The sequence below is a fragment of the Chlorobaculum sp. MV4-Y genome, assembly GCF_025244685.1.
Classification (GTDB): Bacteria; Bacteroidota; Chlorobiia; order Chlorobiales; family Chlorobiaceae; genus Chlorobaculum.
Window position 1 is genome coordinate 2154580 of the sequence record NZ_CP104202.1, and the last position, 17823, is coordinate 2172402.

Here is a 17823-nt window from a genome sequence, read left to right on the forward strand (position 1 = left end):
CGAAAGCTTTGAGCGGGACTTATTGTCTTGTCAACTGCCAAACTTTCAACAAAAAAAGCCGGACATGCAGCACACATCCGGCTTTTTTTCACATACATGAGGCCTCCGCGCCTTACGGAGTCATCACCCCGGCGTCTTCCATAAACTTCTCCAGTCCCTTGTCGGTCAGCGGGTGGTTGGCGAGTTGTTTGATGACGCTGTACGGGATGGTGGCGATGTCGGCACCGACCATCGCCGATTCGACAACGTGCAGCGGGTTGCGCACGCTGGCCACGATCACTTCGGTGAGGTAGCCATAGTTGTCGTACATCGTGACGATCTGCCTGACCAGCTCCATGCCGTTGGTGCTGATGTCGTCGAGGCGTCCGACGAACGGGCTGACGAAGTCCGCGCCAGCTTTGGCGGCAAGCAAGGCCTGCGTTGGCGAAAAGACCAGCGTGGCGTTCGTCTTGATGCCGTTCGAGGAGAAGTGCTTGATCGCTTTGAGGCCTTCGACCGTGAGCGGGCACTTGACGACGATATTCTTGTGAATGGCCGCAAGCTCCTCGCCCTGGGCGATCATCTCCTCTGCTTTGAGCGTGGTAACCTCGGCGCTGACCGGGCCATCGACGATTTGGCAGATTTTGGCGATGTGCGCCTTGAAGTCGGCGTAGGTGAAGTTGGCCGGATCTTTGACGATTTTGGCGATCAGCGATGGATTGGTCGTGACGCCGTCGAGCACACCAAGTTCATTGGCTGCTTTGATTTCGTCGAGACTGGCGGTGTCGATAAAGAATTTCATGGGGCCTCCTCAGGCGTTGACCGGTTTTGCGTCGAGCATGGCGTTGAAGTTACGTGCGGGGCGGCCCTCCCAGTTGCGTTTGTGATAGGCGTAACCGGCGATGAGCGGCATGGCGACGGTGGCTTCGGCGAAGACCATCTGCTCGTAAACCGTGTCAACCTTGCCCCACGAGCTGGCCTCCTTGAGGGTCGAGCCGGAGAGCGCGCCGTCGCGTTCGTCGGCCACGGTGATCTGCACGGCGTAGGTGTGCATCGAAACATCTTCGTAGCCAAGCACCTCAGCCGCAACGACGATGTCTTGCGTAAAGTTCTTCGGCACGCCGCCGCCGATCATGAAGATGCCGGTCTTGTCGTTCTCGATCTTGATTCTGGTCAGCTCGCGGAAGTCCTTGACCGAGTCGATGGAGACATGGTTATCGGGGTTGTGCCACTGGTGGTGCACCAGGCCGAATCCGGCGGAACAGTCCGAGAATGCCGGGCAGAAGATCGGCACGCCTTTCTCGTAGGCTTTGTAAACGATGGAGTTCTTGTCGAGCCCCTTCTCTTCGATGTACTTGCCCATCTCGACGATGAATTCGCGCGACGAATACGCGCCGGGCTGCATCGAGTTGGCGATGATCGCCATGGTGTCGTCGCAGACGCGGAGTTCGTCCTCGTCGATGTAGGTGTCGTAGATGCGGTCGATGGCCAGCTCGCGCAGCTCGGCGTCGTCGGCGAACTGCGAGCCTTTCCAGTGCTTGAAACCGAGCGCCTCGAAGAAGTCCTGATCGACGATGTTTGCGCCGGTTGAGACGATGACGTCAACCATGTTGTGTTCGAGCATGTCGATGATGACCTGCTTCAGGCCGGCGCTGATGAGCGAACCGGCGATGGTGAGAATGACGGCGCACTCCTTGTCTTTCTGCATCAGATCGACGATAGAGGCCGCGCGGGCCAGGTTGCGAGCCTGGAACGCCATGTCGGCCATCTCCTCGATCATCGGCACGACGTTGTGCTTGGTGATGCCGATGTGCTTGATCGGCTCTTTCAGAAATCCTGCTTTCTGCATCGAACGCTCTTTCATAGGTAGCTCCTGTACTATTTTAAGTGCTTCTGTTTGGTTGTAATGCTGGGCTGACGAGCGGGAGAGTGTTGTCCCTTACGGCACATCTCCACCTGCTCTCTCAGAATAAAACAATCAGCTATAAGCCTCAATTTCGGGTTTTCGATCCCGATTTTCAATCTCAGCCTGAATCTGTTTGCTGATTTTTCACAATAAAAAAAGGAGAGCAAGCTGACTATATCACACACTCACATTACCGGATGCTGCTTCCTTCCGGACCTGACATGGTTGGGCAAGAGAATGCTGTATAGGACTTACTCTCCTAAATCTGCTATGTTCCTGTTTTTACCAGCGCCGTTCAGTCGGCCCAAGTAAAAACAGGCTTCTAATATAGCGTTCTGAAGTTAAAATACAAAAACAAAGCTTTTTTCTTTGTGGCAACTGTTATAACTTCGTAACCGTCCCGGAGAATTGCCTCCGGCTTCAGCCATCTCATTGTCACGCAACGTTCGTCAGAACAGGAGCCAGAACCCCGACGCCATGTCGATACAAAGGATTTTAAGCGGGATGCGGCCTACCGGCAAGCTGCACCTCGGCCACTACACCGGAGCACTTGAAAACTGGATCGCGCAGCAAGACCTTCTCCATCCCGACGGAAGCCGGGCTTACGAGACCTGCTTTCTGATTGCCGACTACCACAGCCTGACCACTTCGCTTGATACGTCGAGCCTGTATGCGCACTCTATCGACATGCTTGTTGACTGGCTCGCGGCAGGCGTCGATCCCGAAAAAAGCCCGGTATTCCGGCAGTCGCAGGTCAAGGAGCACGCCGAGCTGTTCCTCATCTTTTCAATGCTCATCACCACCGCGCGGCTCGAGCGCAACCCGACGCTCAAGGAGCAGGTGCGCGATCTGAACATGGAGTCGCTGGTCTATGGCCATCTCGGCTATCCGGTGTTGCAGGCGGCGGACATTCTGCTCTACAAGGGCAACGTGGTGCCGGTGGGCGAGGATCAGATCCCGCACGTGGAGATCACCCGCGAGATCGCCCGCAAGTTCAACAGCCACTACCAGCATCCGGCGCTCGGCGACGTCTTCCCCGAACCCGCGCCAAAGATCACGAAGTTCGCGCGGCTCGTCGGCCTCGACGGCAAGGCGAAGATGTCCAAGTCGCTCGGCAACACGATTCTGCTGAGTGACGGCCCTGACGAGGTGCTCGCGAAGATGCGCCCCGCCGTGACCGACACGCAGAAGGTGCGCCGCAACGATCCGGGCCGCCCGGAAGTGTGCCTGGTTTACAGCTACCACCAGAAGTTCACCGGCGAGGCGCAGCTGGCCGAAATCGAGACGGGGTGCCGCTCCGGAGCGCTCGGCTGCGTTGACTGCAAGAAGATGTGCGCAGCAAACATTTCGGCGGAGCTGGCCCCGATTCTCGAACGCCGCAAGCACTACGAAGAGCGGCCTGAGATGGTCAAAGAGATTCTGCACGAAGGCGAAACAAAGGCACGAAAAATTGCCGGAGAAACCATGAAAGAGGTCAGGGAAGCGATGAACCTCGGGGAGAGTAACGCATGATGATACGAAACGATAACGGCCCGAAAGCGTTCATTTTCGACATGGACGGCGTGTTGGTCGATAACATGAGAATGCACGCCCAGTCGTGGGTTGATCTCTTCGCCGACTACGGCCTGTCGGGTCTCGACCCGGAGCGCTACCTTGTCGAAACCGCCGGTATGAAGGGCCTCGACGTCTTGCGCTACTTCCTCGATCCGTCGATTTCGCCCGAAGAGGCAGACAAGCTGACGGAGCTGAAAGACATGCTCTATCGCGTGATGAACCGCGATGCCATCGTCGCGATGCCCGGCCTTGAAGCGTTCCTCGACCGCGCCGCCAATTCGGGCGTCCGGCTCGGTATCGGCACCGGCGCGGGGCCGAAGAACATCGACTACGTGCTCGGTCTGACCGGCCTGACGCCGCGCTTCGAGGCGGTGGTCGGCGCGCACATGGTCAAGCACGGCAAGCCGCATCCGGAGACCTTCCTGCAGGTGGCCGAACGCCTTGGTGCTGATCCGTCCTCATGCATCGTCTTCGAGGACGCGCTGCCCGGCGCGGAAGCCGCCGCCGCCGCAGGCATGAGCTGCGTGGCGGTTACGACGACCAATCGGCCCGAGGCCTTCGCTGCGTTCGACAACGTCATTACGGCCATCGACCATTTCGAAGGCCTCATGCCCGAAGCCTTGCTGGAGCTTTCCAGTGCCGTCAAAACCATGTCTTAACGATTCATACCGATGCGAGCTTTTTTCCTCCCCTTCATTCAGGACGCCCTGCACAAAGCGGGCATCGAGACCGACAAGGAGATTCAGATCGACAAGCCGAACGACAAGAGGTTCGGCGATTTCTCGACCAACATCGCCTTCCTCGTGGCTAAAGAGGCCCGGAAAAATCCGCGCGAACTGGCCACGCAGTTGATCGGCCTGTTCGCATTCCCGGAAGGCACGGTCACGAAAACCGAAGTAGCCGGGTCGGGCTTCATCAACTTCCATCTCGATCTGGCCTTCATCATGCGCTCGGCGCAGGAGGTTCTGGCAAAGGGCGAGGCGTTCGGATGCAATGAGTCGGGAAAGGGGCTGAAGGCGATTGTGGAGTACGTCAGCGCCAATCCGACCGGGCCGCTCACCATCGGGCGCGGACGTGGCGGCGTCTTGGGCGACTGCATCGCGAACCTGCTTGAAACGCAGGGCTATGAGGTGACGCGCGAGTACTACTTCAACGATGCCGGACGCCAGATGCAGATTCTGGCCGAATCGGTGCGCTACCGTTATCTGGAAAAATGCGGTCAGGAGATCGAGTTCCCGGAGACGCACTACCAGGGCGACTACATCGGCGAAATTGCCGGGATGCTCTTCATCGAGCACGGCGACGAACTGGCCTCGACCGAAGAGCTGACGATTTTCAAGGAGACCGCCGAAGCGGTCATCTTCAGTTCGATCCGCAAAACCCTCGAACGGTTGTCGATCATGCACGACTCCTTTTTCAACGAGCACACGCTTTACCAGTCGCACGAAGGTAACCCGTCGGCAAACCAGTGGGTGATCGACGCGCTTGAAGCTAAGGGCTTCATCGGCAACTACGACGGCGCGACCTGGTTCCTGACCACCAAGCTTGGTCAGGAGAAGGACAAGGTGCTCATCAAATCTTCTGGTGATCCGAGCTACCGCTTGCCCGACATCGCCTACCACGTCACCAAGTTCGAGCGCGGCTTCGACCTCATGGTCAACGTCTTCGGCGCGGACCATATCGACGAGTACCCCGACGTGCTCGAAGCGCTGAAAATCCTTGGCTACGACGCCTCGAAGGTCAAGATCGCCATCAACCAGTTCGTCACCACCACGGTCGGCGGCCAGACGGTCAAAATGTCAACCCGCAAGGGCAACGCCGATCTGCTCGACGACCTCATCGACGATGTGGGCGCGGACGCCACTCGCCTGTTCTTCATCATGCGCGGCAAGGATTCGCACCTGAACTTCGATGTCGAGCTGGCCAAGAAGCAGTCGAAAGACAACCCGGTCTTCTACCTCCAGTATGCTCATGCGAGGATTTGCAGCCTCATGCGCATGGCCGAAAAAGAGGTCAGCTTCGACGAGTCTGCGGCAACAGGCGAAGGACTAGCGCTGCTTTCGAGCGAAGCAGAGATCGATCTGGCATCCGTGCTGCTCGACTTCCCTGACCTCATCCAGTCCAGCCTGCGTCAGCTCGAACCGCAAAAGATGGTGGAGTATCTCCACACGGTCGCCGAGCGCTACCACAAGTTCTATCAGGAGTGCCCGATTCTGAAAGCCGACGAACGCGTTCGAACAGCGCGTCTGGAACTGTCACTCGCGGTGCGTCAGGTGCTGCAGAACGGCTTTAGAATTCTCGGCATTTCTGCGCCGGAATCGATGTAATCTTGGCATTAGAGTGCGGCCTGCGTGGTGCAAATCAGGCGCGATACAGGCTGTGCGATTCGATGTATGCCGCGATGGATTGCGGGACGAGGTGCGAGACTGGCTGACCGGCGGCGGCGAGTCGCCTGACCTCCGTAGCTGAGACTGGCATGTCGAAATCGAAGAGCATCGCGGTCGGTAGAATCCCGCCGCACGATGCAGCGGCAAGCTTGGCGCCAGAACGTCCAAACACCGCAATGTCACAAAGTTTGGTGATCGCCTGCGATTCCCGCCACTGCGGTATCTGCCTGTAACTGTCCTCCCCCACGAGAAGTACAAGATCGTCGCCCTGATGAAGCGCCGCGACGTGTCGCAGAAGATCGATGGTGTATGAAGGTCCCGGCTGCTGTAACTCCCAGTCGCTCATTTCAGCAAACTTGCCGGCAGTGTTGAGCTCAGCGACGAACAGACGGGCCATGGTGGCCCGGTCATCATCTGAAGCGTCAGCGGGAGCTTTGAAAGGATTTTTGGAAACCGATACCGTCAGCCGGTCAAGCCCTGCAAGTTCTCTTGCAAAGAGGCACAGGGCGAGATGACCGTTATGCGGCGGATCGAAACTTCCTCCGAAAACAGCAGTTTTCACTCTTTCGATTTCGGATCGCGCTTGTTTGAGTAGTGGGCGGTAACTCTTTTTGCGGCAGACTCAACCAGCTTGGCCTTGCCCGGGTAAAGCTGCTGGAAGGCCTCTATCGACTGGCGGGCTTCAAACCAGTTCTGCTGCTTGATCTCCGAGTCGATCTTGCCGATCCATGCCGGTTCGAGCCATTTGGTATCGGGGTACTGGTTGATAACCACATCGTAGAAAATCTCTGCGGCCCGGTACTTCTTCAGTTTGAAATATTGCCGGGCGATCGAGAAGCGGTTATCGGCAAGCTTCTCCCGGAGCGCAGGAATCGCCTGCTGGCTGTATCGCGCAGGCGATTCCTGCGAGAGTATTGCCATTGCGGCCTCGTATTTCTGCCGGTAGGAGGCGTTTTTCGGATTGACCTCCATCAGCTTTTTATACATCTCGGCATCGCTGGCTGCCTGTCTGGAATCATCGGACGGATACTGGTCAAGGTAGGTGGTGAATTCGTTGATTGCCTTGACGGTGTACTCCTGGTCAAGCTCATGGAATGGAGAGAGCTTTTCGTACGACCTGGCAAGTTGAAACTGCGCATTCCTCGCATAGGGCGAGTCTGGGGTCTGCTGAAGCAAGCGCCTGTAGGTGTCAGCAGCAAGGATGTACTCTTTCTTTTTGAAATAGGACTCGGCCAGAGCGTTAAGCACATCGTCTTCAAGATCGGTCGCTCTCGTCGAAAACATCAGGGACTCAAGGATGACGATCGCATTGTCGTACTTCCGTTTTGCGATCTTTTCGGTGGCTTCTCGGTAGCGCTGCTCAGCCGGAGAGGCCGTTATTGCGGCAGTTTTCGCTGGTTTCGATGACGAGCAGGATGAGAGCGACAATGCAAGACAAAGCAGACCAGGCAGAGTTCTGAGCACCGACTTTTTCATGACCGATTGAGACATAGAGACTCCCTTAAAGCAAGTGAAAAAATGACAATCCGATTGTGCCTGACGGCAGCACGCAAAACTTACGTGAACCAGTGCAAGAGCAGGAAGAAGCTGATACCGTGGGTTGGCGAGTTTTCGGCTGATCTTGCAAACCGGATGATTTGATTCCTGCAGGTAGTCCACGCTTTGGCAATCCGATTCGACTTTCGAAGGAACACCCGAAAAAAGTTCATGCGTTCGCAGAAGAAAACAATATGCTGATTTCGTTTGTGGAGCTTAGGGGAGTCGAACCCCTGACCTTCTCATTGCGAACGAGACGCTCTACCAACTGAGCTAAAGCCCCAAATGTGGAGCAATTTACAGCTATTCCAATCTTTTCACAAACGCAAAAAAAGCCCGCTCAACGACAGGCTTTTTTTGAACATAATGCTACGGAATCAAGCCGGTTCGGCGACCAGTGAATGCTTGAGCATTTCAAGCTGATGGCTGATACTGCCGTCAATGATCGTGTCGCCGATTTTGACGGTTACCCCGCCGATCAGGTTCTCGTCGAGCAGCATCTTGGCACGGATTTTCTTCCCGGTACGAATGGAGAGGCTGTTGACCAGCTCTTTAGCCTGCTCGTCGCTGAGCTTGACTGCGCTTTTCACATCGGCGTTGATAACGCCATTGCGTTCGTCGATCAAGGCGTTGAATTCGGAAATTACTCCGGCAAGAAGAGCGGCCCTTTTCTTGTGAGCGAGCAGCTTGATGAAGACCATCGTTTTCTCACTGATCTTGTTCCTGAAAATTTCTTCGAGAATTTTCGATTTGAGATCGACATTGATCAGCGGGCTTTTGAGAGCCAGCACGAGCTCATGACTTCCAGAGAGCACTTCCTGTATTTTCTGCAGGTCTTCGGTAACTTTTTCCAGAAAGTTGCCTTCAACGGCCACTTCGAGCAAGGCCACCGCATATCGACGGCCTGCAATTGCACTTGACATAGTTCCGAGGTTTTATTATCAGTTACGATTGGAGGCCATTTCCTTGATCATATCGTTGACCACCGCTTTCTGCTTGTCCGCATCGAGAGTGGTACGGATAATTTTCTCGGCGCCTTTTACCGCCATATCGGCGACCTCGTTTCTGAGCACATCCAGTGCGCGGCGCTTCTCCTGCTCAATCTCTTCCTTGGCGGAAGCAATCATCTTGCGGGATTCATCTTGGGCTTTCTCGGTGAGATCGGCGCGAAGCCTGTCCGCTACCTCCTTGGCTTCCCTGATGATTTTGTCAGCTTCGGCATCTGCCTTGGCCAGCAAATCCCGGTTTTTCTTCAGGATCGACTCGGCCTCGTCTTTTGCCGCGTGAGCACGATCAATGGCTGATTGAATGCCTTTGGCCCGCTCTTCGAGCATCGACAGGATCGGCCCCCATGCAGTCTTACTGAGAATAACAAGAACGATCAGAAAAGTAAGAGCTGTCCAGAATATGAGGCCAGGATTCGGGTTGAGAAGCCCGCCTTCGAGCAGAATAATCCCTGACGTTAGCATGAACGCAGTCCTTTAACAGTTTGATAAAAAACCGTCTGCGGTTTCAAATAGATACTGCAGACGGATTAAGCTATGGCACGATGCATTACTTCAGGGCGAGAAGCACGCAGATAACCTCACCGAACAGCGCAACACCCTCGATAAGAGCGGCGGCGATAATCATCGTGGTACGGATGTCCGAAGTCGCCTCAGGCTGACGGGCAGTGCCTTCAGCTGCAGAAGCAGCAGCGTTACCAATACCAAGACCTGCACCGATAGCTGCCAGACCTGCGCCGATGCCCGCACCCAAATAACCCAAACCTTCCATCTTTAAATTGCCTCCATTGATTGTTGTTGTAAAATGAATGCTACTCCTTGTAGCAGTTCTAAAAAAGATAAAGGAACTTCTTTACGCCACCAGGTCGTCTCAGTGATGACCGGAAGCTTCAAGCTCATGACCGTCGTGACCGCCTTCATGCGCCGTTGCCAGACCGATGAACAGTGCGGAAAGCATGGTAAACACGAACGCTTGCAGGAACGCCACAAAGAGTTCGAGCAGATAGATGAAGATCGCGAACGGTATCGAAACCGCCACAGCCACGATGTAGCTCTTCAGAATGAAGCTGATGAAAAACAGGCTGAGAATGATGATATGGCCTGCGATCATGTTCGCAAAGAGTCGGATGGTCAGAGCGAACGGCTTGGTGAACTGTCCGAGAATTTCGATTGGCACCATGATAATCCAGAGCGCCCAGTGCGTACCGGCGGTCAGGTGCTTCATATAGCCCACGATGCCATGCGCCCTGAAGGCCGAAACCTGGGTGACAATAAAAGTGAAGGTCGCCAGCGTCAGCGTGACGTTGATGTTGCCGGTCGCGGTCGCGCCATAAGGGATGAGGCCGAGCAGATTGCAAACCAGAATGAAAAAGAACACTGTCAGCAGGTAGGGCAGGAACTTTTCGTAACCGTGACCGATGTTGGGTTTGGCGACGTCGTTGCTGATAAAATCGACCAGTGACTCGAAAACGTTGGCAAGACCCTTCGGCGCCTGATTTGCGGACATCTTCTTGACGCTTGCGCCAGCAGCGCTTGCGATAACGACCAGCAGGATCGCGGCAAGCCAGATCATCACGACATGCTTGGTTATCGAAATGTCGTAACCGGCAACTTCGATGCGGGGCAGATGCACCTCTCCGAATGGCTCAAATTCGAAGGTGTGGTTATCGAGAATATGATGCATGATGAGGTCACCCGGCTTCTCGTCACCGCTCTCGGCATGGGCAGCCTCAGCCTTCACGGGTGCGGCTGCGGGAGGCTCGACGCTTGCCGGAGCGACCGGAGCCGCCGGCGCAGTTGCCGCTACAGGGGCATCATTCTGACCGGTAGTTGCGAATACAGGACTATTCAGGCTCAGGAGTACAGGCACGACCAGTGCCAGAATTCTTGAAATCGCTTTCTTTCGCATACCGTCTTGTCAGTTTTTTGCCGCGTTTTTTTTCAGTTGATTCTTCTTCTGGTAAGCGAGAATCTCGAGTACCAGGTAAATACAGTAAAAAGAGATGAAGGATACCACGAAATCGATCGACTTGACCATACCCAGCAGATTGATGACCAGCACCAGCGCCATAACGATCAGAAGTCTGAGGGCCACGCCGCCGAAAACGACCAGCGTGAAAATCTTCGACTCTTTGTCAAATCCGTACTCAAAGAGCAAGTACCCCGTGAGGCTGTTGAGAACGACCATGAGCCAGGCAGCGAAAACCGAGTTGATGTCGATCGGATACCTTGCCGAGCCCCAGTAAACAACCCCCCATAAAATGACCGACAAGATAAATAACTTTATAAGAAAATCAAACAAAGCCTTCATGTCCGGCGATCCTTTTCGTGGTTTCGAGTGTGTTGATGTAAACGGTCATGCTCGCGGTCTGCCTGCCGAAGGGTCTTCATGAGCACAAGGGCCATGCCAACCATGCCAACAAGCACTCCGGCCAGCAGAAACAGAGGTGAGGTTCCAAACTTCGAATCCGCCCAATAACCGAGGAAGACGAAAAGTGCGAAACTCGCGGCGATCTGAACCCCGATCCCGAGATACTCCGATAGCGCCCTGACCGATCCTCCAAACTGCTCGGAGAATTTATCCTTTTTCCTGTCATTATCTAACATGGTCATCTCCTTTGGAGGCATGAGCCGCTATCGGGGAATAGCTATTGCCCGCCGGAATCAGCGTTAACATCCCGGTAAACATTCCAGGTCGATTCAACCAGCGTACCGAGATTGCTGTACTGCGGAACCCAGCCGAGCAACTCGCGGGCCATGGCGGAGGTCGCCACCAGGTTGGCCGGATCGCCCGCACGACGTGGCGCGAACTCCGCCGGAATCTTTTTGCCCGTCACGCGGCGGGCGGCTTCGAGCATTTCGAGCACGGTGACGCCAGTTTCGCTGCCGAGGTTGACCGACAGACTTTCGTCGCTCTCGATAACCTGCTCGAATGCGAGTACGTGCGCGGTAGCGAGATCGTTGACATGAACGTAGTCGCGGATGCAGGTGCCGTCCCGAGTCGGGTAGTCGGTGCCGAACACCGAGAGCATCGGCCTTACGCCTGCCGCGACCTCCATGATGACTGGTAACAGGTTGGCCGGATTCCTTTCCAGCCCTCGGATGCGTCCGCGCACATCATATCCGGCGGCGTTGAAATATCTGACCGCTGCGAACTTCAGCCCCTTGAGCCGGTCATACCATTCGAGAATCCGCTCGATTTCAAGCTTGGTGAAGCCGTAGTAGTTCTCCGGCTCCTTGGGATGATTCTCGTCGATGGGCAAATAAGTCGGGCTGCCGAAAATGGCTGCCGAAGAGGAGAAGAGGAAGCATTTGATGCCGTTTGTCACCGCCTGGTTGATGGTGCCGATCGTACCGCAGATGTTGTGAACGGAGTACTCTTCCGGCTTCTGCATTGACTCCCCGGCAGCCTTCCGCGCCGCCAGATGAACGCATCCGTCAAACCCGCGATTCATCACCTCGGCCAGCATTTCCGCATCGAAAATATCGCCACGCACGAACTCCGCGTCACGGAACAGATTCTCCTCTCGCCCGGTGGAGAGATTGTCGAACACCGTAACCTTGTAGCCCCGGTCGAGAAACTCGCGAGCCACATGACTGCCGATATACCCTGCGCCGCCGATAACGAGAATTTTCATGCCTGAATGTTTCATACGGGGTTCATACACGATCAAACTCAAAGATAACACTTCCCGCCGGAACATCAGGGCTGCTCAGAGCTTCTCTGTCTCTTGCGTCCTGATGAAACCAAGAAATAGAGCTTTTTTTAGACAAAACAGCCTATCCCCGAGGCGGATACGGGTCGTTGCCGTGACTGTCCTTGCCTTTGATTTTACCATCCTTGTTGTGAATGACCAGCTCCGTATGCTGGCGAGTGCTCAACTCCCGCGCCCTGTCGATAGCTGGCTGTTTGGTGTCGAAAAGATTGGATGCTCTCGATGAGCCGCTTTGTTTGACTTTCCAGCCGCCCTTCGGATTCGGCACCACATGGGTCGATTTCTTGTTCATCAAGATAATTGTCTGAATTCAAAGGATCATTTGAACGGTTATGCTTGTTGACAAAAGTTATAATAATTAAGTTATTGTCAACAACAAGCACCACCAATCACCACACAGAGACCAGCCATGATGCCCAATTTTGGAGAACGGCTCTGCTCTGCGCGAAAGATGGCCGGAATGTCGCTGCAGGAGCTTTCCAACAGGATGGAGAGTCCGGTCTCAAAACAGGCGCTCAGCAAATACGAGCAGGGAAAAATGCAGCCAGACAGCCCCGCGCTGCTTTCGCTCTCATCGGCGCTTGGCGTCAGGCCCGACTATTTTTTCAGAGAACCGTCCCAATTGAGCGCCATCGAGTTCAGGAAACATGCGAGTCTGCCGAAAAAGGAGCGGGCTCGAATCGAGGCAAAAGCGCTCGACATGCTCGAACGGTACCGCGAACTTGAATCCTGCCTCGGCCTCGCTTCATCGTTCGTCCATCCGTTTCCGGATGCGGCGCTTGCAACTTTCGAGGATGCCGGAAGCTATGCCGAAAAGCTTCGCCAGGCATGGAATCTCGGTATCGACCCCATTCCCGATGTTGTCGAAATGCTTGAAAGCTATAACGTCAGAGTCATCATGCTCGACGCGCCGGACGGATTCGATGGTCTCGCCGCGTGGTCGGGAAATATTCCGGTCATCGCGTTCAACCAGAATCGCGATGTCGTCCGCCGCCGCTTTACCGCGCTGCACGAGCTGGCGCACCTGCTTTTCCGGTGCGAGGCAACAAATCCTCGCGAGAATGAAAAACTCGCCCACGCCTTCGCGGGAGCATTTCTGCTTCCGAAAGAGTTGTTTCTCCGGGCTTTTGGCGAAAAGCGCACTCATTTTACCGAGAGAGAGCTTCTCGATATGAAAGAGTATTTCGGTATCTCGGTTGCTGCGATCATGGCCAGAGCCAAAGGACTCGATGTTATCAGCGATTTCACCTACAAGAATTTCTGCATTGCCTGGTCAAAACACAGGATCAAAGAACCCGGAGAATACCGCTCCAGGGAGGAGCCTGCCCGGTTCAGGCAGCTTCTCGACAGGGCGGTTTCGGAAGAGGTGATCACGATGAGCAAAGCTGCGGCCCTTGCAGGAAAATCGTATCATGAGTTGAGCGAGGAAATGTCATTCATCTAACCCCAGCATGACGTGAATGTCGCGATACATGACGCCAACATTCTGATCGATATTGTGAAGCTCGACCTTGCCGATACGCTGTTCTCGCTCGATCTCAGCATGAGGACAACCGATGCTGTCTGGGCCGAGCTTTCAGGCGACCAGAAAAGCTTGCTTCAACCATTTGTTGACGGAAATCTGCTTGCAATCGATTCATTCACTGCTGAAGAAGTTGGCCAGATCGTGAGTTATTCGCAGAAACATCGTGCATTGTCATTCGAGGATTGCACGCTGATTGTTGCCGGAAGAGGGCACAACGCACTGGTCATCACCGGTGACAGAAAGCTGCGCACAGTGATCGAAGCCGAACAGCTCGAAGTTCACGGTATTCTGTGGCTGTTCGACAGGATGCTCGATGAATCGGTTATCACGAAGAGTCTGGCTGCCGACAAGTTGCGGGGATTGCGGGCGATGAATCGCCGTCTGCCTGCTGATGAGTTGGAAACGCGGATTGAGCAATGGGAATTCAAATAGAATGCCATAATTTTAGCAAAATACCCTCAGAGTTTTACAACTACAGTCATGCCCCAGCCATCAGCAATCGCCCCCCTCCACCCATTCATCTTCCACACCATACCCAACCTTGTGGCGCTTCAGACTACCCGCACCGGCGGGGTGAGTGCTGCACCGCTGAATTCGCTGAATCTTGGCTCGCATGTTGGCGACGATCTGGCATTTGTGCGGGAGAATTACCGGCGGCTCGGGGCGTTTCTCGGGATCGACGCGGAAAGCATCGTGACGACCGGGCAGGTGCATGGGACAGAGATCGCCGTCGTTACCGAGCCGGGCAAGCTCAATGGATATGACGCGCTTATCACCAACGTCCGCGGACTTTTTGTCGGCATTCTGACCGCCGACTGCTATCCTGTCCTGATTTACGATCGCCGGACAGGAGCATCCGGAGCAGCTCATGCGGGGTGGCAGGGCACGGCGGGACGGATCGCCGAAAAGACCATCAACGCGATGCGCGACGAATTTGGCAGCCGTCCCGAGGACTGCCTCGCCTGGGTCGGCACCGGCATTTCTGGTGAATGCTACGAAATCGGCGGCGAAGTTGCCGCCCGGTTCAGCAGTCGCTACCTCAAGCCGTCGCCCTCCGGCGAAGGTCGGCAACGGCTTGACCTCTCGGCAGCCAACCGCGACCAGCTCGTCGAAGCGGGCATTTCGCCGCCGCAGGTGCAGTGCTCGGAGTTCTGCTCGTTCCGCGACGCCGACCGCTTCTACTCCTACCGTCGCGACAACGGCAAAACCGGCCGGATGCTCACGCTGATCGGACTCAGGAATTCTGACTGAGGCTTCTGACCGCCACAAGCATCGTGCCGAGTTTTTCTTCGAGGGCTTGGAGGGCGGCGATCTCCTCTGCATCGAGGTCTTCCGAGACGACGTCGTAGCTTGAAAACGATAGCAGGGTTTTGCCGAGCTTCTGTTCGAGGGAGCGGATCTCTTCGAGCTGCTCCGGGGTTAGTTTGGAGAGGCTTGATAACATGATGACCTCCTTTGTTTATGTGCCTTCTGCGAGCCAGAAAACGCGGTTGACTTCAATCCAGAGAACATCCCGCCCATGCGGACGGTTACAACGATTTATTGGACGCGCTGTTGGTTAACAGCTCTTTTTGGGATAAATTGAGTGTCAAATTATTGTGCGCCAGCACTCGCTGTTTTTCTACTCGTCTCTCATATCTAATAAAAGACAATTATCGACAATGAGCAACAATGACCTCCTGAACTACTACCACAGGGCCAACGAGCTGGTCTTCAAGGGCCTCATCGAGTTTAGTTGCATGAAAGCCGCTATCGAACTCGACCTGTTCAGCCACATGGCCGAAGGCCCCAAGGACCTCGCGACGCTGGCAGCCGACACCGCTTCGGTGCCGCCTCGTCTCGAAATGCTTCTCGAGACGCTCCGCCAGATGCGCGTCATCACCCTGAGCGACGGAAAATGGTCATTGACCGAGTTTGCCGATTACATGTTCTCGCCGAACCCGAAAGAGCCGAACCTGCACCAGACCCCCGTGGCCAAAGCCATGGCGTTCCTTGCCGATGACTTCTACATGGGCCTTTCACAGGCAGTCAGGGGTCAGAAGAACTTCAAGGGTCAGGTGCCCTATCCGCCGGTCACGCGCGAAGATAACCTCTACTTCGAGGAGATTCACCGCAGCAACGCCAAGTTCGCCATCCAGCTCCTTCTCGAAGAGGCCAAGCTCGACGGCGTCAAGAAGATGATCGACGTCGGCGGCGGCATCGGCGACATTTCGGCTGCCATGCTCAAGCACTTCCCTGAACTCGACTCCACCATTCTGAACCTGCCGGGCGCCATCGACCTGGTCAACGAAAACGCCGCTGAGAAGGGCGTGGCCGACCGTCTGCGCGGCATCGCGGTGGACATCTACAAGGAGTCTTACCCCGAAGCCGACGCGGTGATGTTCTGCCGCATTCTCTATTCGGCCAACGAACAGCTCTCGACCATCATGTGCAAAAAGGCTTTCGACGCCATGCCGTCCGGCGGTCGCCTGCTGATTCTCGACATGGTGATCGACGATCCGGAAAACCCGAACTTCGACTACCTGAGCCACTACATCCTCGGTGCCGGAATGCCCTTCTCGGTGCTCGGCTTCAAGGAGCAGGCCCGTTACAAGGAGATTCTCGAAAGCCTCGGCTACCAGGATGTCACCATGGTGCGCAAGTACGACCACCTGCTCGTTCAGGCGGTGAAACCGTAAGAGTTCGAAGGAAAAAGATTCCATCACTAGATCTTCACTGAAAAGGCTGCCTTATCGGGCAGCCTTTTCTCGTATAGAAGTTATGCGACCTGTGCTATTCAAAGAGGGCAGGTGCAAGACCTGCCCCTACGTGCTCATCGGCACTTTTCCCGATTCATCATTCGATCAGGCAATTGCTTTTTCGCCCGTACAGTTCGTGGGCTTGGCGGAGAATCTCTTCGCGGAAGTCGGGATGGGCGATGGTGGCGAGCGCTTCAGCTCGCTGGCGGAGGTTCTTGCCGTGCAGGTTGACGATACCGTACTCGGTGACGACGTATTGCACATGCGCCCGCGTGGTCACGACGCCCGCGCCGGGCTTGAGGTGCGGTACGATGCGCGACTCGCCCTTGCGCGTCGTGGCGGGTAGGGCGATGATCGGCTTGCCGCCGGGCGAGAGCGCCGCGCCGCGGATGAAGTCCATCTGGCCGCCGACGCCGGAGAAGTGGCGAATGCCGATCGAGTCGGCGCACACCTGGCCGGTCATGTCGATCTCGATGGCACTGTTGATCGCCGTGACTTTGGGATTTTTTCTGATCTCCTTCGTATCGTTGACGTAGTCCGAACCGAACATCTCGACCAGCGGATTGTCGTCCACGAAATCGTAAAGCTTGCGGCTGCCGACAAGGAAGCTCGCCACGATGATCTCGTTGTGTGTCTTCTTGCAGCGCCCGTTCACCACCCCCTTTTCGACCAGCTCGACCACGCCGTCAGAGAACATCTCCGAGTGGATGCCGAGGTCTTTGTGCCCCGTCAAGGCGGCGAGTGTGGCGTCCGGAATTGCGCCAATGCCCATCTGCAGCGTTGCACCGTCCTCGACGATGGAGGCGATATGCTGGCCTATCTGTCGCTCGATATCGGTCAGCTCGTGCGGCGGCGTCTCCGGCAGCGGATCGTCCACCTCGACCAGAGAATGAATCTTGCTGACATGCAGCAGTCCTTCGCCGTGGGTGCGGGGCATGTTCGGGTTCACCTGAGCAATGACGTGCCGGGCGGTATGCACGGCGGCGCGGGCCGCATCGACCGACACGCCGAGCGAGCAGTAGCCGTGGCGGTCGGGCGGCGAAACGTGCACCAGTGCCACGTCGAGCGGCATGACGCCGTCGTAGAACATCGCAGGCACGTCGCTCAGAAAGATCGGTATGGCGTCGGCATAGCCGCACTGCACCGCGGAACGAACATTCTTGCCGACAAAGAAGGCGTTGAGCCGAAAGCTCTCCTGGAACTCGGGCTGAACGTAGGCGGCATCGCCTTCGGTGTGCAGGCTGACGATCTCGACATCGCGCAGGTGGCTGGCGCGGCTGACCATCGCATCGATCAGCCGACGAGGGGTCGCCGCCGCCGTGTGCAGAAAAACCCTGTCTCCCGACTTGATGGCCATGACGGCCTCTTCTGCGGATATCGTCCGGTAACTCATGATGTTTGAATATTTTTTGAATTGATAGCAGCTCCGGCGCTCTCCTGAAATTCAGACGACCTTCTCCGAAGGGCGGCAAAGCTTC

Annotated in this window: 21 protein-coding genes, 1 tRNA gene and 1 other RNA gene; 7 read left to right on the top strand and 16 right to left on the bottom strand. The window is 55.8% G+C overall.

Features of this window, described 5'->3' with window-relative positions; translation table 11 throughout:
* Nucleotides 1–112: 112 nt before the first annotated feature.
* The 3 genes from fsa to ffs all read right to left on the bottom strand — a co-directional run bounded on the left by fsa (nt 113) and on the right by ffs (nt 2142).
* Nucleotides 113–781, bottom strand: a complete 669-nt coding sequence (fsa, locus tag NY406_RS10705; RefSeq protein WP_260534300.1) for a fructose-6-phosphate aldolase — start codon at nt 779–781, stop codon at nt 113–115.
* Between the two features lie 9 nt (nt 782–790).
* Nucleotides 791–1843 carry a 1,9-bis(guanidino)-5-aza-nonane synthase gene (locus tag NY406_RS10710; protein ID WP_260534301.1) on the bottom strand — a complete coding sequence of 351 codons (1053 nt, stop codon included), beginning with the start codon at nt 1841–1843 and terminating at the stop codon, nt 791–793.
* Between the two features lie 200 nt (nt 1844–2043).
* Nucleotides 2044–2142, bottom strand: an RNA gene (ffs, locus tag NY406_RS10715) — signal recognition particle sRNA small type.
* Nucleotides 2143–2362: 220 nt separating this feature from the next.
* On the opposite strand from ffs, the gene trpS reads away from it, so the two are divergent.
* From trpS to argS, 3 genes are read left to right on the top strand one after another with little or no spacing between them, the layout of a single operon-like run.
* A complete protein-coding gene (gene trpS, locus NY406_RS10720; RefSeq protein WP_260534303.1) occupies nt 2363–3397 on the top strand; it encodes a tryptophan--tRNA ligase in 1035 nt (344 codons plus the stop codon).
* Nucleotides 3394–4098: a beta-phosphoglucomutase family hydrolase gene (locus NY406_RS10725; RefSeq protein ID WP_260534305.1), complete on the top strand. Its 705-nt coding sequence runs from the start codon at nt 3394–3396 to the stop codon at nt 4096–4098. The genes trpS and NY406_RS10725 overlap by 4 nt, the downstream gene beginning before the upstream one ends.
* A gap of 12 nt (nt 4099–4110) precedes the next feature.
* Nucleotides 4111–5766, top strand: a complete 1656-nt coding sequence (gene argS, locus NY406_RS10730; RefSeq protein WP_260534307.1) for an arginine--tRNA ligase — start codon at nt 4111–4113, stop codon at nt 5764–5766.
* 34 nt (nt 5767–5800) lie between these two features.
* On the opposite strand, the gene nadD is transcribed toward argS, so the two are convergent.
* The 11 genes from nadD to NY406_RS10785 all read right to left on the bottom strand — a co-directional run bounded on the left by nadD (nt 5801) and on the right by NY406_RS10785 (nt 12374).
* Nucleotides 5801–6388, bottom strand: coding sequence for a nicotinate (nicotinamide) nucleotide adenylyltransferase (nadD, locus tag NY406_RS10735; protein WP_260534309.1), 588 nt, complete (start codon nt 6386–6388; stop codon nt 5801–5803).
* Nucleotides 6385–7317 carry an outer membrane protein assembly factor BamD gene (locus NY406_RS10740; protein ID WP_260534311.1) on the bottom strand — a complete coding sequence of 311 codons (933 nt, stop codon included), beginning with the start codon at nt 7315–7317 and terminating at the stop codon, nt 6385–6387. Before NY406_RS10740 ends, nadD begins: the two co-directional genes overlap by 4 nt.
* 255 nt (nt 7318–7572) lie before the next feature.
* Nucleotides 7573–7645: transfer RNA gene (locus tag NY406_RS10745), tRNA-Ala, on the bottom strand.
* A gap of 94 nt (nt 7646–7739) precedes the next feature.
* The gene (locus NY406_RS10750; RefSeq protein ID WP_260534313.1) at nt 7740–8285 is read right to left on the bottom strand and encodes a F0F1 ATP synthase subunit delta; all 546 of its coding nucleotides are present in this window, start codon (nt 8283–8285) and stop codon (nt 7740–7742) included.
* Between the two features lie 18 nt (nt 8286–8303).
* Nucleotides 8304–8831 carry a F0F1 ATP synthase subunit B gene (locus NY406_RS10755; RefSeq protein WP_260534315.1) on the bottom strand — a complete coding sequence of 176 codons (528 nt, stop codon included), beginning with the start codon at nt 8829–8831 and terminating at the stop codon, nt 8304–8306.
* Nucleotides 8832–8916: 85 nt separating this feature from the next.
* Complete coding sequence (gene atpE, locus NY406_RS10760) at nt 8917–9138, bottom strand: ATP synthase F0 subunit C (RefSeq protein ID WP_069811102.1); 222 nt, start codon at nt 9136–9138, stop codon at nt 8917–8919.
* Between the two features lie 99 nt (nt 9139–9237).
* A complete protein-coding gene (locus tag NY406_RS10765) occupies nt 9238–10275 on the bottom strand; it encodes a F0F1 ATP synthase subunit A (RefSeq protein WP_260534317.1) in 1038 nt (345 codons plus the stop codon).
* 9 nt (nt 10276–10284) lie between these two features.
* Nucleotides 10285–10677, bottom strand: a complete 393-nt coding sequence (locus NY406_RS10770; RefSeq protein WP_260534319.1) for a hypothetical protein — start codon at nt 10675–10677, stop codon at nt 10285–10287.
* Nucleotides 10674–10973: an AtpZ/AtpI family protein gene (locus tag NY406_RS10775; RefSeq protein WP_317618653.1), complete on the bottom strand. Its 300-nt coding sequence runs from the start codon at nt 10971–10973 to the stop codon at nt 10674–10676. Before NY406_RS10775 ends, NY406_RS10770 begins: the two co-directional genes overlap by 4 nt.
* Before the next feature lie 41 nt (nt 10974–11014).
* Nucleotides 11015–12004, bottom strand: a complete 990-nt coding sequence (gene galE / locus NY406_RS10780) for a UDP-glucose 4-epimerase GalE (protein WP_260534323.1) — start codon at nt 12002–12004, stop codon at nt 11015–11017.
* A 142-nt stretch (nt 12005–12146) separates the two neighbouring features.
* Complete coding sequence (locus NY406_RS10785; protein WP_260534325.1) at nt 12147–12374, bottom strand: DUF2188 domain-containing protein; 228 nt, start codon at nt 12372–12374, stop codon at nt 12147–12149.
* A gap of 117 nt (nt 12375–12491) precedes the next feature.
* On the opposite strand from NY406_RS10785, the gene NY406_RS10790 reads away from it, so the two are divergent.
* From NY406_RS10790 to pgeF, 3 genes are read left to right on the top strand one after another with little or no spacing between them, the layout of a single operon-like run.
* Nucleotides 12492–13526, top strand: a complete 1035-nt coding sequence (locus tag NY406_RS10790; protein WP_260534327.1) for a helix-turn-helix domain-containing protein — start codon at nt 12492–12494, stop codon at nt 13524–13526.
* Nucleotides 13527–13538: 12 nt separating this feature from the next.
* The gene (locus NY406_RS10795; protein ID WP_260534329.1) at nt 13539–14039 is read left to right on the top strand and encodes a hypothetical protein; all 501 of its coding nucleotides are present in this window, start codon (nt 13539–13541) and stop codon (nt 14037–14039) included.
* 48 nt (nt 14040–14087) lie between these two features.
* A complete protein-coding gene (gene pgeF / locus NY406_RS10800; protein WP_260534331.1) occupies nt 14088–14858 on the top strand; it encodes a peptidoglycan editing factor PgeF in 771 nt (256 codons plus the stop codon).
* Here pgeF and NY406_RS10805 read toward each other — a convergent pair.
* A complete protein-coding gene (locus tag NY406_RS10805; RefSeq protein ID WP_260534333.1) occupies nt 14842–15051 on the bottom strand; it encodes a hypothetical protein in 210 nt (69 codons plus the stop codon). The two genes, pgeF and NY406_RS10805, sit on opposite strands and share 17 nt — an antisense overlap.
* A gap of 217 nt (nt 15052–15268) precedes the next feature.
* Between NY406_RS10805 and bchU the strand changes: the two genes are divergently transcribed.
* Nucleotides 15269–16285, top strand: coding sequence for a bacteriochlorophyllide d C-20 methyltransferase BchU (gene bchU / locus NY406_RS10810; RefSeq protein WP_260534335.1), 1017 nt, complete (start codon nt 15269–15271; stop codon nt 16283–16285).
* 157 nt (nt 16286–16442) lie between these two features.
* Here bchU and NY406_RS10815 read toward each other — a convergent pair whose 3' ends face one another.
* On the bottom strand, nt 16443–17738 hold the full coding sequence (locus NY406_RS10815) for an acetyl-CoA hydrolase/transferase family protein (protein ID WP_260534337.1): 1296 nt from the start codon (nt 17736–17738) through the stop codon (nt 16443–16445).
* Between the last annotated feature and the right edge of the window lie 85 nt (nt 17739–17823).

What these genes read in the sequence shown, in the direction of transcription:
- fsa (WP_260534300.1), bottom strand. Translation starts at nt 781, where the DNA reads ATGAAATTCTTTATCGACACCGCCAGTCTCGACGAAATCAAAGCAGCC.
- NY406_RS10710 (WP_260534301.1), bottom strand. Translation starts at nt 1,843, where the DNA reads ATGAAAGAGCGTTCGATGCAGAAAGCAGGATTTCTGAAAGAGCCGATC.
- trpS (WP_260534303.1), top strand. Translation starts at nt 2,363, where the DNA reads ATGTCGATACAAAGGATTTTAAGCGGGATGCGGCCTACCGGCAAGCTG.
- NY406_RS10725 (WP_260534305.1), top strand. Translation starts at nt 3,394, where the DNA reads ATGATGATACGAAACGATAACGGCCCGAAAGCGTTCATTTTCGACATG.
- argS (WP_260534307.1), top strand. Translation starts at nt 4,111, where the DNA reads ATGCGAGCTTTTTTCCTCCCCTTCATTCAGGACGCCCTGCACAAAGCG.
- NY406_RS10740 (WP_260534311.1), bottom strand. Translation starts at nt 7,317, where the DNA reads ATGTCTCAATCGGTCATGAAAAAGTCGGTGCTCAGAACTCTGCCTGGT.
- NY406_RS10750 (WP_260534313.1), bottom strand. Translation starts at nt 8,285, where the DNA reads ATGTCAAGTGCAATTGCAGGCCGTCGATATGCGGTGGCCTTGCTCGAA.
- NY406_RS10755 (WP_260534315.1), bottom strand. Translation starts at nt 8,831, where the DNA reads ATGCTAACGTCAGGGATTATTCTGCTCGAAGGCGGGCTTCTCAACCCG.
- atpE (WP_069811102.1), bottom strand. Translation starts at nt 9,138, where the DNA reads ATGGAAGGTTTGGGTTATTTGGGTGCGGGCATCGGCGCAGGTCTGGCA.
- NY406_RS10765 (WP_260534317.1), bottom strand. Translation starts at nt 10,275, where the DNA reads ATGCGAAAGAAAGCGATTTCAAGAATTCTGGCACTGGTCGTGCCTGTA.
- NY406_RS10770 (WP_260534319.1), bottom strand. Translation starts at nt 10,677, where the DNA reads ATGAAGGCTTTGTTTGATTTTCTTATAAAGTTATTTATCTTGTCGGTC.
- NY406_RS10775 (WP_317618653.1), bottom strand. Translation starts at nt 10,973, where the DNA reads ATGTTAGATAATGACAGGAAAAAGGATAAATTCTCCGAGCAGTTTGGA.
- galE (WP_260534323.1), bottom strand. Translation starts at nt 12,004, where the DNA reads ATGAAAATTCTCGTTATCGGCGGCGCAGGGTATATCGGCAGTCATGTG.
- NY406_RS10785 (WP_260534325.1), bottom strand. Translation starts at nt 12,374, where the DNA reads ATGAACAAGAAATCGACCCATGTGGTGCCGAATCCGAAGGGCGGCTGG.
- NY406_RS10790 (WP_260534327.1), top strand. Translation starts at nt 12,492, where the DNA reads ATGATGCCCAATTTTGGAGAACGGCTCTGCTCTGCGCGAAAGATGGCC.
- pgeF (WP_260534331.1), top strand. Translation starts at nt 14,088, where the DNA reads ATGCCCCAGCCATCAGCAATCGCCCCCCTCCACCCATTCATCTTCCAC.
- NY406_RS10805 (WP_260534333.1), bottom strand. Translation starts at nt 15,051, where the DNA reads ATGTTATCAAGCCTCTCCAAACTAACCCCGGAGCAGCTCGAAGAGATC.
- bchU (WP_260534335.1), top strand. Translation starts at nt 15,269, where the DNA reads ATGAGCAACAATGACCTCCTGAACTACTACCACAGGGCCAACGAGCTG.
- NY406_RS10815 (WP_260534337.1), bottom strand. Translation starts at nt 17,738, where the DNA reads ATGAGTTACCGGACGATATCCGCAGAAGAGGCCGTCATGGCCATCAAG.